The organism is Oceanospirillum sp. (assembly GCF_982874595.1).
In genome coordinates this window covers 49070-63492 of record NZ_CEYNZH010000006.1, presented here as the reverse complement: position 1 = coordinate 63492, position 14423 = coordinate 49070, and the positions used below count along the sequence as shown (strand labels likewise).

The following is a 14423-nucleotide window of genomic DNA, read 5'->3' as shown; positions in this document are numbered from 1 at the left end:
ATGAGAATTATTTTAAATTAATAAAACACTAATATTGATGCAACCCGTAAATGGGTAGCCACATTTAAAACACAGAGGATGGAACTCATCACGCGCTTAGTCCCATCCTCTGAAACCATTCATCCCAGATGGATAAAACCCAGTATCAGAGTGTTGAGAAGCGTGCAGAAAAAAGCGGGGACGAAACAAGGAAGGGGAGTTCGTGGGTGAGTAAACCCGGATGCAGAAACCTTAGCCCGGAGCGAAGCTAAGGCCTCTCATCGAATCAACCGTAATTCGGATCACTGCAGAAAGGGTTGGTTTGGCGCTCTTGGCCAAAAGTCGACATGGGGCCATGACCGGGAACAAAACGAATCTCATCACCCAGCGGAAACAGCTTCTCGCGGATCGAACGGATCAGATCACCGTGGTTGCCTTTCGGGAAATCGGTACGGCCAATAGAACCCTGAAACAGCACATCCCCCACCTGAGCAAACTGAGCACCTTCATGGTAGAAAACCACATGACCGGGCGTATGCCCTGGGCAGTGAATCACCTGAAAGGTCTCTTGCCCCAACGTTACCGTATCGCCACCTTCCAACCAGCGGGTCGGCGTGAAAGGTTTTGCTGCCGGAAAACCAAACATCTGACTCTGCTGCGCCAACCCATCAATCCAGAAACCATCATCTTTATGAGGGCCAATAATCGGCAGATTCAGCTTGTCTGCCAGCTCACCTGTCCCACCCGCATGATCAATATGGCCATGGGTCAGCCAGATCTGACTCAGTTTCAGTTGCAGCGCTTCAACCCGCGCCAGAATCTTATCCAGATCACCACCGGGATCGATCACAGCCGCGTCTTTACTGGAATCACACCACACCAGCGTGCAGTTCTGTTGAAAGCCGGTCACCGGGATAATTTCATATTGCATGGGGTCGTCTCTGATCGTTTGGGCGATTGATATGTTAATTCAACCATAAAGTGAAAAAAATAAACTAAAAGGTGAAAAATCAACCATAAAGTGAAAATTTACTACCCTTAGTAAGGTGCTTCTCTTTTTGTGAGCGTTCACAGCCAAGCTGTGCTGTTCTGGCACATAATTAAGGATAGTTTACATGTACAATCGTAATCTAAGAAAACCTAGTCCAGTCAAAAATGTCTTCAAATTCGCCAGTCGTAAAAATCGAAGCACTATCATGTGCGAAAGCAGCCTGGAATTTGACGCTTGTTTTCATCTTGAATACTCAGAAAAAGTAGTCAGCTTTGCCTCACAGCCTAACGGCATAGAATATTTTGATAGTGCGAATAAAAAAAGGCGCTATACCCCAGACTTTACCGTTTCCTATCAAGACGGAACTTCAAATTTCATCGAAGTAAAACCTGTCAAGAAATTACTATCCCCAGACTTTCAAAATGACTTTTCCCAAAAAATTGATGCATATTCAGAAATTGGGGAAACGTTGATCTTAGTGACTGAAAATCAAATTCGCAGTGAACCGGCTCTCACTAACTATAAGATCCTACACCGCTATGCCTCCTTTCAGGGAGACTCTAAACTACAAGCCGAAATCAAAAAAAGACTTCACGAAACAAAAGATTTAAGCGTTGCTAAGCTCGCTTCTCTGCTTAATCTCGAAGAGCAAAATCTCATACCTGTATGTGCAATGATGCTTGCTAGAGGATATCTAACTGCTGACTTAAAAGTGTCAAAATTTACTGAATTATCACTAACACCATCCGAGGATTAAACACATGTTCGAAGACGAATATAGCCCAGAACACATAGATAATCTCGATGATGGTTTTATAGAAAATAACGAAGGGGAAGAAGCTACTTACGACTTAGATTGCTTCCCAAAAGAGCAACAAAAAATAGCTGTCGCAAAAACGAAATTCATTCTGAATATCCGCAAAAAGCTCAAAGAAAAAGGATGGACTAAAGAGAATGTGATGCCGATAGTCGATACTCTGTATGACGCAAGCTTGCCATTTAAATCGCCAAGCCTTAGCAGTGTTCAAAGGTGGCATCTCAGCCTTTCCCAGAATCAAGATAATCCCGCTGTTCTGGTCTCGAAACACCATAGAAAAGGAAATAGGAACTCCAAGGTAGGAGACGACAAGTACTTCGATTTAGCCCTTGAGCGATTCCTTAAAGCAACTCGGCCAACGGCTATGAGTGCCTATCGATATTACGAGAGTCAAATGTTGATCGATATTGAAAATGGCAAGTACGAGGGCCGTCCTATTTCTCAGACAGCCTTTTACAAACGCCTGGCAAAGCTTTCTAGTTACGAAGTCACTGCCAAAAGGTATGGAAAGTACAAAGCGGACATGAAATTTGGGTATAAAGGAGGGCCTCTTAAGCTTAAAAGACCTTTACAACGCGTTGAAATTGATCATACCCCACTAGACTTGATATTACTCGATGATGAAACTTTACACCCTCTGGGTCGTCCTTATTTGACTATTCTTAAGGACTCTCTCAGTAAATGCATTATTGGGTACCATCTATCCTTTCAGGCTCCAAGCTATGCCTCTGCCTCAAAGGCTATTTGCCATGCTATGCTCCCCAAAAAAATTAAAGGTCCGGATGGCAAACCCTCTTGGGAATGTCATGGCAAAATTGAAACTTTAGTTGCAGATAACGGTGCAGAGTTCTGGTCAGAATCATTAGAGCACTTTTGTCTTGAAGCGGGTATCAACATTCAATATAACAAAGTAGGTCAACCGTGGGGCAAGGGGCTGGTTGAGCGAAATTTTTTAACAATCCAACAGCTCATTCTTGATGATTTGGAAGGAAAGACCTTTTCTAATAATATAGAAAGGGCAGATTATGACTCCGTCAAAAATGCGAAGTTTAAATTCTCTCGGTTTGTGAAAGCTTTTGAAAAATGGGTTTCTGAAGTATTTAACTGGGAACCTAATCAGAAAAAAACGCATGTACCGATGCTCGAATGGCGCAAGGCTATAAACAAATTCCCTCCTAATGAATTGACTCCCCCAGAGTATGAGCATATTAAACTCATATCAGGGATACTAAAGAAGCCAACTCTTCAGAATAATGGAATTATATTTGAACATCTTAGATATGATTCCAAAGAACTTGCAGACTACCGCAAACAATTTTGTCGTGATAAGAAAATAAAAGTTACAACCAAGGTTAATATTGACGATTTAGGTTTCGCATACGTCTACCTTTTCGAATACGAACGCTACCTGAAGGTTCCATGCGTAGATTTTCAGTATGCATCGGGCCTAACGTATGAAAAGCATAAGGTCCATATCGCCTACATAAGGAAGTACAACAAGATACATGGCAAAAGCGGATTGGATCAAGCACTTGCTAAACAGCACATTGCTGAGATCCTTGAAGATATCGATGCTTCGGCTAAGGAAAGCCGCTCTAAACAGAAGAAAGTTGGTGGAATGAAAAAAGCAGCCCGTGTAAAAGGGGTCGATAGCGTATCCGTTCAAACTCATCGTGAAAAAGATTCAAATACGGTCAAACAGCCATCATCTTTGGCCGATCTTGAAATGATATGGCAAGAGGATACGTAAATGCCAAAACTCACAGATGCTCAGAAAGCCAACATACGGCAATTTAAAGATTCATTTTGCCTTTACTACAGTATCAAAAAACTATTAAGCGACCTCGAAACTGTTTTTGAAAGCAGTGAGATAGGCGGTGAACCGCTGTCTATGCTCATCACTGGAGACACTGGCTCGGGAAAGTCCTCGACAATAAATCATTTCATTAAGAGTAAAATATCTCCTCAAACCGGTAGAGCTCCGATTCTATCTACACGAGTGCCTAGCAGAGCAACTGCTGAAGAAACCACAAAGCAAATGTTAATTGATATGGGTATTTTTGGAAGCTCGGTTTCCAGCAGAAAATCATCAGACCAGAATCTCACTAATCGTCTAATTTCTGCAGTTAAGGATGCGGGGATTAAGCTCATCATAATCAATGAGTTCCAAGAGCTCGTTGAGTTTAAAAAACCTAAAGATCAACAAGTAATCTCCAACCGGCTAAAGCTCATTAGCGAAAAAACTGAGGTCCCTATGATTTTCGTGGGTATGCCATGGTCTGATGAAATCAGACAAGACCCACAATGGGCTTCACGTCTTGCTACACGAGCTCATAATATCGAGTATTTTTCCATCATAAAAAAACCAAGGCAATTTCGTGATTTTATGAAAGCATTAAAAAGCCACATACCAATCCAACGCTCAGATGAAATGGAAAATATGGAGGAAGACCTGAGAATCTTTGCAGCAACTTGCGGAGAACAGAGACAAATCAAGGCTCTAATGACAGAAGTATATCGGCTATGCCTCGTCCAAAAGAGACCTATCAGCTTAAGCGTATATGACGAAGCATTCAGAAATCTCTATCCGGCTGCTAACGACCAGCCCTTCAAGGGCAAATTAGAGAAGGTAAACTTCAGAGAAATAGATATGAGTTCTCGATATATACGCGGCGACTCAATGTACCCTGCACACATCGAACCAGCCAAACTATCTCAGTTCTATTCTTTAAGTGAGTTGCTCAGTAAGTCTTAACAATTCCTCTTTCCTCTATCTGAAAGCACTCGCAGCATTCGGTGGGGGGGATAACATTATGAATAACCAAGACCCACTGGACGAGCAAAAGCTACAGTAGTAAGCCCTTTCTGTGCCATGGAAAATATTTAATCTGAAGCACTTTTTAGTGTAGAGGTTCAATGAACCACTACAACCAGACTTGATCTAAGCCCACCTATGAGATACTGGGCAAACACCTTGGTTTAAATCGTCAATCACTTCAAAATAAGTTAGATTCAAGCGCTCAAAACGAGCACTGCCGTGCGGTTCATAAAAACCAGAGAACAGGCAACTTAAAGAAGCTAAGGAGCTTCAGGTAGAGGTAGGGCGCCTTGAGGCTGAGCAGAGTGAAAGGAAGAACAATAGCTGAGCGCAGGCAGAAATTGTCTTTTATTTGGGCAGAACGACATATAGATACCAGCGATATATGGCCCCTTCAGAAGGGCTGACCGCCCCGAATACAAAAACTGCTCAGATGCGCCGGCCGTTTGAAAAGGAAATTCCACCTTCAGGGAGAGTTTAGATTGTTATGAATATTGATTGGGCTGTTGTGTGGAAAAACATAAAATTTTTGGTTGCGCTGTTTAGACCTTCATTAGCGAAGGCAATAAGTATGCCGCTATTGTTGGCAGGAATAGGTATCCTCAATCCTCCTTTGTGGCTGGATATTCTAAATTGGTTTTTGAGTAATCAGAAAGCCCTTCCAGAATATAGCGAGCCAATATCAACTCAAATGTATATAACTGGGTGGGTGCTAATCAGTTTAAGCATTTTGATTTATTTTATTGAGGTTTTGCTTCAAATTAAATCAATGCGTCAGGATAACGCAAGAAAGCTATTGGACGTTGTCAAGGACCACTCAAAACAAACAGCAGATTCGGTAGTTGATCAAATTCAGAACTCGGGATTTACCGCTCAGCATCTTCAAGACAAAGAAATAGAAAAACGTACTAGTGAAATTTCTTCGCTACGTTTTTTTGGATCCTTTCCCTTAGAAGAAAAAGCGTCTGTTTTAGCAGAAAGCATTATTGATGGTGAGTTATCTGGCGGTACGCCCCAAGTAAAAGCAAAGGCGCTAGGATGTCTTGCAAGATACTTGTGCGCAGGGGAAAGGACCGAGTTCACAAAAAAATGGTTATCAAGCTCAAAAAAACTGTGTCAAACGGAAGAGGCTGTAATAGCACAGGCCTTTACGGATGCTATTGGATCGAACAATGTAGATGAGGCTTCTCGTCTGCTCAAGATAAGGAACTCATCAAGTTTTACTGCATTCTTCATGATTAAAAGAACAGTTGATGGGGCTGAAGCTGCATTGAGCTGGTTTGAAAGCGCAGGCTTAAGCTTTCAAGATTTAGATTGTGATGGGCAGATTGCTCTAGTTTCTGCATTACTCTCAGAGCAACAATGGGGAAAGGCATTAAATTTTGTTGAGGCGATAAACAGCGAATCCTCACCAACGTCACCTGCGCTTGCGCAAGTTTCTGCACTTACATTCTTGGTAAACGCAATTAAGGCCGTTGAGCTTCGTAAGAGCGTATTGACTTATATTCCCTTCCCTGCGGATAGGTTTCCACTGGCAGATGATTCTGAATCTATATTGCTTAGAAATCACGCCGTTAAGCTGTTTAAAATTTGTTCAGGTTTGGCAAGGCGTCTCGATGCTAAAGATGTTGCAAATGTGGCAGATAATTATGCACTGTGGCTAGAACTTAGAAACAGCGAAACACATGAAAAAGCAAAGGCTGAACTTCAGACATATTTCTTCTCTGGCTATACTAAAAAAACGCTTGAGTATCTGCCATTAGCTTTTGCATTTGACATTGATTTCGATTCTGAGTCTATCGAAAGGGAGGTTAACAGGCAGACAGCACTAAGCCATGATAGCGACCCAACTCTTGGTTTAGCTAGGTTTGTATTAGCTCAGACCCAAAGGCCATTCTCGGCAATGGTGGAATATATTGCTGGCCACAGAAAGCAATTGGAAAAAACGGTTAACCCCATTGCTGTTAGCATGCTCGAAGTGGAGGCATTGGCGCGATCAGGATTGGTAGATGACGCAGAACAGCTCCTACAAAAGATAGTAAGTTCGGGTGCTCCTGAAACTGAAGTAACGAATCTTCAAAATATCATTGCGCAGGCCAAGGGCGAAGATCCAGTTGCATTAGCCATAAACCAATATCAAAAAAGTAACGCTATAACCGACCTTTCTCATTTGGTTGATTTACTGGAAAGAGAAAATCTTGGGGATAGATACTACTCATATTGCCGGGAGCTTTTTGATCGCACTGGCCAGGAATCTGATGCTATTAGAGTCTGTAATGCCGCCTCTTCGCTTGGAAAATTTTCTGAGCTGCATCAATTTCTGTCAGATAGGATGGACATCATTAAGAGAAGCGAGGTGTTGCAGGCTCAATGGGCTTGGTCTCTATTTAGAAAGGGAGACTTAAGTAGCGCCCGTGAACAGATTGAGTTGTTGAAGCAGTCTAATTTGCAACAACCTCACCTAAAAAACCTTGAAATCAATCTGTCAATATTTGGAGGTGACTGGGAGTCACTCAGTATTTTTGTGGAAGACAGTTGGCATCGTAGGGAAGAGCTGAAAACTAATGAACTTTTACAGGCTGCCCAGCTAGCTAGAGCAGTCTCCCCTCGCCGAACAAGGCAAATACTAGAGTTCTGCACTGGCAAATATCCAGATGATCCTGAAGTGCTCGCCTCATCATACTTCACAGCGACTACGATGGGCTGGGAGGACGATCAGGTAACATCCGAATGGCTCAATAAAGCTGTGATTCTTTCCAATGACGATGGTCCCTTGCGTAAGACGTCATTAGAAGGCTTAAAAGAGATGATGGCTGAGGCCAGAGCTAAAAATGAAAAAGTTTATAAAGCCTATTTTGATGGTGACGCCCCGATCTTCACAGTCACGGAACTATTGAATAGAACTATGTCAGATTTTTATCTGATCCAGCCCCTAGAAAACAAAAAAACGAAAGATATACGCCAGAAGAATTTAGTCCCTATATTTCATGGTACTAGGCCGGATAAAATCATTGCTAGTAAGACAATTGCTATTGATGCCTCTAGTGCTTTAGTTATGGAGAATATAGGACTACTAATTCATCTATTTAATTGCTTTGAGCACATTATTATCCCTCACTCATTCATGTTCTGGTTGTTTGAAGAAAAGCAAAAAGTTGCTTTTCACCAACCGAGCCAAATTGAAAGGGCAAAAGATTTTGAGCGACTGGTATCTGATGGCAGAATTTCCGTTTTTCATCCTAAGAAAATTAATAATCCGGAACTGGCATTAGATGTTGGTGATGAGCTTGCATATATGCTTGAGGGGGTAAATGCCAGTCCTACAAATGAATCGCAGGCATTGGTGGTATGTTCCAGCCCTGTGTATAAGGTCGACGGCTCCTTCAGAGAGGTGGAAGCAGACCTTTCTTCATTTCACCACATTCTGATTTCGTGTACGCAATTAATTAAAAAACTCGAAAGCCTAGCTGTAATAACGGAAGCTCAGTGTGTTAAAGCCTTAAATTACCTGCGCCAACACGAAAAAGAGTGGCCTTCCGATCTTGATGTGGCAAGTGGTGCAAGATTGTATCTCGATTCACTGTCAATTACCTATTTGATGACCGTTGAAATGCTCGACAAGCTCAGTGATGCCGGATTCGAGGTGTATGTATTTAAGAGAGAGCGTGATAGGTATAGGTCGCTGATAAACTACGATTCAATCATCGAACAGGCAGATTCGAAAATAGAAAATATCAGGAAGCTATTTTCTGATGGGCTTACATCTGGGAAAGTGATCCTTGCTGAAATGCCGCTAAATCGAGAGCAAGAAGCTGCTTCTAAGAATAATTATGCGAGGCCAACAGAGGAGCTTTTTGAAACGCTTAAAGTATGCGATGCAGCCTTGATAGATGATCGATTTATGAACAAACATCTAAATATTAAATTCGATGAAATAACGGTGCCAATTTTTACATCATTAGATTTTGTCGAGACACTAAATCATAAAGGATTTATTTCTCAAGAACAGAAGCTGGATGCCAGAGCACTGCTTCGGGAGTTTGGGTTTGAGTTTGTTAGTATTTCTGCGGAAGAGCTTGAATATCACCTAAATCACTCGGTTATAGTAGCTGGTGAGTTTAAGCCAACTAAACAACTAAGACAGATAAGAGAAAATCTGCTTCTGATCAGAATTAGTGGTCTGGTTCAGCTCCCGCGAGATGCCCAGTGGCTACACGAAACAATGAAAAAGATTGCACAAGCCATAAGGAATCAGTGGTCGGCAGATATTCCACTCGAACTAAGCCGTGTCAGATCTTGCTGGCTTTATGAGCTGATGGGCTATCGGGAGTGGGCTCAGGCCCACCAAATAAGGGGTGATGGAGGGATGGCCTATTTGGGTGAGGTTTTAAAGGTGAATTCCATGTTGATTGCACCGGAGTCCTTATCTAATGAGCAAAAGGAAGGCTACAAAGCATGGTTAGATGAGTTTGTTCTGGGTCCGCTGAGGGATATCGATCCATGGAGTTTTAAGAGTATGGTTGATTCGATGAAGCGGCAGGTTAAAAGCATTTCTCAACAATCGACATTGGAGGAAGAGTTGGATGTCAAACTCTGAATCTATGCGTGCGTATATGACCTCCCATGCTATCAATTTATTCCCCAGCCTAGTAAGAGCTGAACTATTATCTGATTCTAAGTTATTGGAAGAGCTGGCTCTTGCGATGGATGCTACAGTCAGTTTTGGTGATAAAGATGTAGCCTTTTCCAGAAGTACTCTCTTTAAGGCTATTCGCAGTGCTTTTGAAAATATCGAGGAAGAATTTTTTCTGGAGGATATTAAGGGTAATCCTTGGTCTCTACGCCATCATCCGGGGGAACGTCTAGCCTTTTCTTTAACTAAGGGTGATTTGCAGATACTTAACGATAGTTTTTGGCCGCTTTGTGCTGATGTGGACAGGCGGATAAGCCTATTTGAGCAAGAAGCGAAGGATAAATCACTTTCGAAAGATGAGCTGCACCGTTGGCGGGCAGTGCTTTCAACACCAACGATCAGTGATGATGATGTGTCAGATTTCTTGCTTGATTTGGAGTGCTCGCCAAGTCACATTGAGGACTTATTGCGACAGGAGTTTCAAAGCCAGTCAAATAAAGCCTCTACGCTGGTTCCAGATAATATTCTCTATTATGAAAGGCTCGTAGGGAAATGCTGTGGGAGTAAAAATATTGATGAGTACTGTAATGTCGAGCTAAAACAGTATTTTGACAACCGAATAGAAAATAAAGTGGGCGGTAATGATCTTTTGATCTGCACCCATAAGTCTATATCAGCAATTGTTTCCAATTGTCTTGTTGATGAGGCTCAATATCACTCAATAGCAAACCAAGCAATCGAAACCTGTCATCCAATACTTTTAATATCATGCCTTGAAGTAGGCATACTGAAATTCAAGGATTCATCAGCCGCGATTATTAAGAACCTATTTGAACGCATATCTTCAACCGAAACGTTAAATAACCTACGCCTGTTTTGTTCAATGGTAGTTTTTGTTGATGGCGAACTGGCTCGATTGCAGATATTTAGAGGAATGCCACCATTCTACAGGCGCCTTGCTTCATTCGCCCAGTCAGGTTTAATTGTTAAAGTGGCGCTGGAAGAGGGCATTGCTTTTGACAAAGTTGAGCAGTGGGCTTCTGAACAAAGGGGACTTTACTTTTACTGCCAAAGTTTTATCGATTTAATAGAAGAGCCAAGGTGGCTACCAACTTACTTAACCGCAGAGCAGTTTATCAATGAACTATATGGGCGGGTCAATGTAGCGTGCCAACTCCCTGATAAATGTGAGGTTATTGAATATCTTCAAAAGGAACTTACGCCTGGTTCGCGATTGAAAATGCACTCGTTCTTGCCTGGACCATTGGAAGGTAACTCTGCACCAGCGGTTGTGCCGGATGAAATCTCAAATTTACTTGCTAAGCATATCAACGGCGAGGCGTCATTTGATTCCTACCGGGTTTTGATGAACTCAGCTCCCTTCTGGAAAATTGATGACGAACATTTAGATCGTGCAGTTTCGCTACTTGAAAGCGCACAGCATAAGTTGGCTGCGGTTAACGACAAGGATTCTGTCTACGAGGTGTTAAACGGACTGGCTCAGGTTGCCTGTATGACCAGAAGTAAAAAGCTTGCTTCATCGGTAACGATTCTGAGCCGACTATATCGAGACTATATTGATGTAGATTCTGAGCCCGAAAACTATCTGGCAATAGGTCTCGTGGCAGGGGCCGCCTTTGAGGATAAAGATGGTTGGGCAGAATATATAGGGCAGTGGTGTACGGAGTTAGCATATCTGTCAATCAGTCAGGATGCTATTGAGAAAATAGAGATGATGCTTGAAAGGCTATGCATAATAGAGCCTTATTTGTATCACACATGTTCACGAGCACTCGATATTTTTAGGATGCTGAGTAAAGAATAACAAACAGCTTCGACAGTTTACTCAGGTATGATTTTAAGCTGAGGGATGCAAGCCACTGGGGAACACATAGAGCTTCCAACTTTAAAGGCAAACACAAAGAGATACCCTGTTTTCTCGGAATCAGTTAAAAGAAAGCCTGTAGAATCAAAGGTTTTTTGAATGCAACAATTACCTGCACACATTCAGATCTATACCGATGAATCGCTGGAAAGCTATCTGCTCCGGATGTGCAGAGCTAATCACTTCGACTCCTTTTATGACTTTACTCTGGAGCTGAAACATTGGCTGCAGGAGCATCATTCAGAAACCGCAGGCGGACTTCCAACAGAGTTGGTCGGTATCAATATCTACCACGCCCAACAGGATAGCGGCAGGCGATCTCAGGCACTTTTTCTTGTTGAAAAAATGCTGGAGCTTAAACCATTCACTTTGTTGGATATCGCTTTTAAGCATGGGGCGTCCGTAGACCTGTATCAACGAGCAACGGTTCGCTACCAAAACCACATCATCCCAAGACACTACCTTCGCCAAGATTCCATTCCCGTTTGTCCAATATGCCTGCAAGGCGAACAACCATATATCCGTTATTTGTGGCATTTAAAACCAGTAACAGCCTGCACAGAACACAACTGTAAGCTTGTTGAATGCTGCCCACGATGCAATGAAGCACTGAACTATATGGACTCAGAGCTGATTACACACTGCTTCTGTGGATTTGATCTCAGAAAATGTGAGCAGGAACCTGCTGGTCCAAAAAGCTATTGGCTAATAAATCCAAAAGCATTCTCTGCATTTGGCAACTGCAGTTTTTCCGAGAAGCTGGCGGTTCTGGCTCTTTTCGAGAAACTGGCCCCAGAAAGAGATCAGGAGTCCTTGCTACGTGAGGGAATGCATTTTCTTAGCACACAGCTAGATAAGTGTATTTCGGAGCAATCATTCCTGGCTACAAAGCCCTTTTCAAGCATGCCTTTTCGCACGATCTCCGCAGGATTTCTTGATGAGATCACCAAAACTCCAAACCTTCCCAAAGATCTTATCTCTGGTGTTATCAGGGAGATACTTATCAAAGGGCTGGATACGTCAAGAATCTCTGCCAGCCACTTGGGGCTCACATTACTGAGCCTTACAGAGACGGCTTTTCTGCTTCAGTGTTCGATCAATGATGTTTACCGCCTATACGAAACGGGAACTCTGAGCCCTGCCACCCGACTATCTGCAAAACACTCTCTCAATAGTTACCGCCCAATATTTCGATTACAGGATGTCGCAGGATTAGCACTGTCCTGTTCACACTTTATGGCCACGACCTCATCCAGATAAGGATTCAAGTATGCTGAAAGACTTGTTGGAGAAAAGTGAGGGAACCAGTGCTGAATTTAATCAGGCGGTTAAGCGATACTTTGAACCGTACACTCCGCCGATTGAAGTCGATGGCTACGAACTGGAATGCGTGATAATTCTGACCAATCTGACTAGCCGAGCAGCTGAAATTCTCGATGACAGAGCCAGCGCAAAATCATCACTCGCCACTGAGGCTTTCTGGAAGAAAGTGCTCCAAAGTGCGCAACAGTTTCATACCCACAATCTGAAATTCCCTGATGCCCGAGTCCACTTTAAAAACCGAATCCGGGTTATCAATTCTCAGAAACAACTGCCTGTTTTTGGTTGGTCAGGCAACAGCAGCGATTACAACTTTGCCCGTTTTTTAAACTCAGCGTTCCAATGGCAAAACAATAGGCACACACTGCTGGCCGTTATACTTGATGATCAACCGGCATGGCGAAACGCTTTTTCAAGGCTTGGAGTTTTCAAAAAGCAGTGGCTCCAACTTCGGGAACAACTGAAGCAGATTCTCCAGACCTCAACACCACCCAATACAGTCGATATTTATTCACCACAGCTACGGCTACCGTGGCGAGGTAGTCACCTGATTGCGATCACGCCCGTGGTCAACCATGCACTTCAACTACAAATTCAATCCAAGGCTAAAGAACTTCCTTCTATCAAGATCAGTTATCCAAGGCCTGCAGCTATCGGTCAGCTCTGCGGCGCTTTGGGTGGCAATCTCCGCTACCTGCATTACCAGCCTATACCCAAGGGGCTGATAGATTTTCAAACGAGGGCTAGCACTGAGAAAACCTCACTGCTAACAAGCGGTTCTTTAACAGGTAAACATCCTGAGTCTGTTTACAGATCTCTGGTCAACAGAAGCATTTGTGCATCTCTAAGACAGTCCAGAATCGCACGACGGGATGCACTCAGGCAGTTTGATAGCATTCTCGAAAGCTGGCTGAACGCCTTGATGGATGTTCGACAATATTTTCTGGAAACAGGGAACCTAGCCTACGAAAACCTGAACCCCATTGAAAAGTCTTTTGTTCGGGATGAAATATCATCAAAAGACCTCAGAAAACACCTCAACAAGGTATTCCATCAAAGCCTTCAACTTTATTCCTATACTCAGGATTTTGCTTACCATCCAAGCCTAGCCACCACACTGGATCAACGGTTGAAACAGCTTCTGAGTCACGAAAATCAGACCTCACCACCCGATGAGCAGCCTGAACTGGGATATGTAGCACTACACAATTTGTCAGTAGCTGATGGCAATGCACTCAATAATCCATACTGTGCCGGCATGCCATCCATGACCGGGCTCTGGGGCTTCTGTAAAAACCTTGAGACGCAGCTTAAAGAAAGTGGCTTTGCTGTTTCTGTACGGCGTGTTGCTTTAATGTGCCACGAGTTCACGACCAACCGATCCACGCTGTTAGCAGAGCCTTCCCGTCCCTCACCCCAGAATGGCAGTCAGACCGTTAAACGATCCGGCCTGTTACCCAGATTTTCTTTCTCCGGTCAGTTCTCTGTCGTTATTGAATACAGTAAACCCGCTGGCCGTTTGAGCGAACTAACAGTTGATGATTTACGCAATCATCTACCGGACAGGCTGTGGAGCGGTAGCCTCATACTGCAGGAGGCAGAAAATAATCATGGGGTTCACCTAACCAATGATTTTGACCTTCTGTATCGGAAGTTGGTCAGGCAATTCAGAAGAGGTGTCTGGCTCATTCCGGACAGCTCAGAGGTGATCGAACAAAACTCACTATTTGATTTACTGCATGAGGATAAAAAACGCGCGCCCCTACTCACAGGCTTCAAAGCGCTGGAAGAGCCCAAAATCAGAGAAGGCACTTTATGTGGCCTGCACTTTTATGCAGAGCCTGCCATTGGTATTTGCCGAAGGGAAACCATGTTTCGGCTGACCAAGTCACCGGATTACTTCCTCAATAAAGCTTTCTGGGGGCTGGCTCCAGCCACTAACAATGATGAATCCATTCACTTGGTAAGAAAGGGATAAAT

8 protein-coding genes are annotated in these 14423 nt (G+C 43.3%); 7 read left to right on the top strand and 1 reads right to left on the bottom strand.

Annotated features, from left to right (window positions below; all coding sequences use genetic code 11):
- Positions 1-265: 265 nt before the first annotated feature.
- On the bottom strand, positions 266-910 hold the full coding sequence (locus AC4GL5_RS04415; RefSeq protein ID WP_490381580.1) for an MBL fold metallo-hydrolase: 645 nt from the start codon (positions 908-910) through the stop codon (positions 266-268).
- A 184-nt stretch (positions 911-1094) separates the two neighbouring features.
- Here AC4GL5_RS04415 and AC4GL5_RS04410 point away from each other — a divergent pair, with 184 nt between their 5' ends.
- From AC4GL5_RS04410 to AC4GL5_RS04380, 7 genes are all read left to right on the top strand, one after another.
- Complete coding sequence (locus AC4GL5_RS04410) at positions 1095-1727, top strand: Tn7 transposase TnsA N-terminal domain-containing protein (RefSeq protein WP_490381579.1); 633 nt, start codon at positions 1095-1097, stop codon at positions 1725-1727.
- 4 nt (positions 1728-1731) lie between these two features.
- Positions 1732-3537: an integrase catalytic domain-containing protein gene (locus AC4GL5_RS04405; RefSeq protein ID WP_490381578.1), complete on the top strand. Its 1806-nt coding sequence runs from the start codon at positions 1732-1734 to the stop codon at positions 3535-3537.
- A complete protein-coding gene (locus AC4GL5_RS04400; RefSeq protein ID WP_490381577.1) occupies positions 3538-4542 on the top strand; it encodes a TniB family NTP-binding protein in 1005 nt (334 codons plus the stop codon).
- Positions 4543-5092: 550 nt separating this feature from the next.
- Positions 5093-9202 (top strand): HTH domain-containing protein, encoded by a 4110-nt coding sequence (locus tag AC4GL5_RS04395; protein ID WP_490381576.1) that lies wholly within the window; start codon positions 5093-5095, stop codon positions 9200-9202.
- The gene (locus tag AC4GL5_RS04390) at positions 9189-11063 is read left to right on the top strand and encodes a hypothetical protein (protein WP_490381575.1); all 1875 of its coding nucleotides are present in this window, start codon (positions 9189-9191) and stop codon (positions 11061-11063) included. Before AC4GL5_RS04395 ends, AC4GL5_RS04390 begins: the two co-directional genes overlap by 14 nt.
- 159 nt (positions 11064-11222) lie before the next feature.
- Positions 11223-12383: a TniQ family protein gene (locus tag AC4GL5_RS04385; protein ID WP_490381574.1), complete on the top strand. Its 1161-nt coding sequence runs from the start codon at positions 11223-11225 to the stop codon at positions 12381-12383.
- A gap of 10 nt (positions 12384-12393) precedes the next feature.
- A complete protein-coding gene (locus tag AC4GL5_RS04380; RefSeq protein ID WP_490381573.1) occupies positions 12394-14421 on the top strand; it encodes a type I-F CRISPR-associated protein Csy2 in 2028 nt (675 codons plus the stop codon).
- The last annotated feature ends 2 nt before the right edge of the window (positions 14422-14423 follow it).

Excerpts from the sequence above, each read along its gene's own strand:
- AC4GL5_RS04415 (WP_490381580.1), bottom strand. The coding sequence starts at position 910 with ATGCAATATGAAATTATCCCGGTGACCGGCTTTCAACAGAACTGCACG.
- AC4GL5_RS04410 (WP_490381579.1), top strand. The coding sequence starts at position 1,095 with ATGTACAATCGTAATCTAAGAAAACCTAGTCCAGTCAAAAATGTCTTC.
- AC4GL5_RS04405 (WP_490381578.1), top strand. The coding sequence starts at position 1,732 with ATGTTCGAAGACGAATATAGCCCAGAACACATAGATAATCTCGATGAT.
- AC4GL5_RS04400 (WP_490381577.1), top strand. The coding sequence starts at position 3,538 with ATGCCAAAACTCACAGATGCTCAGAAAGCCAACATACGGCAATTTAAA.
- AC4GL5_RS04395 (WP_490381576.1), top strand. The coding sequence starts at position 5,093 with ATGAATATTGATTGGGCTGTTGTGTGGAAAAACATAAAATTTTTGGTT.
- AC4GL5_RS04390 (WP_490381575.1), top strand. The coding sequence starts at position 9,189 with ATGTCAAACTCTGAATCTATGCGTGCGTATATGACCTCCCATGCTATC.
- AC4GL5_RS04385 (WP_490381574.1), top strand. The coding sequence starts at position 11,223 with ATGCAACAATTACCTGCACACATTCAGATCTATACCGATGAATCGCTG.
- AC4GL5_RS04380 (WP_490381573.1), top strand. The coding sequence starts at position 12,394 with ATGCTGAAAGACTTGTTGGAGAAAAGTGAGGGAACCAGTGCTGAATTT.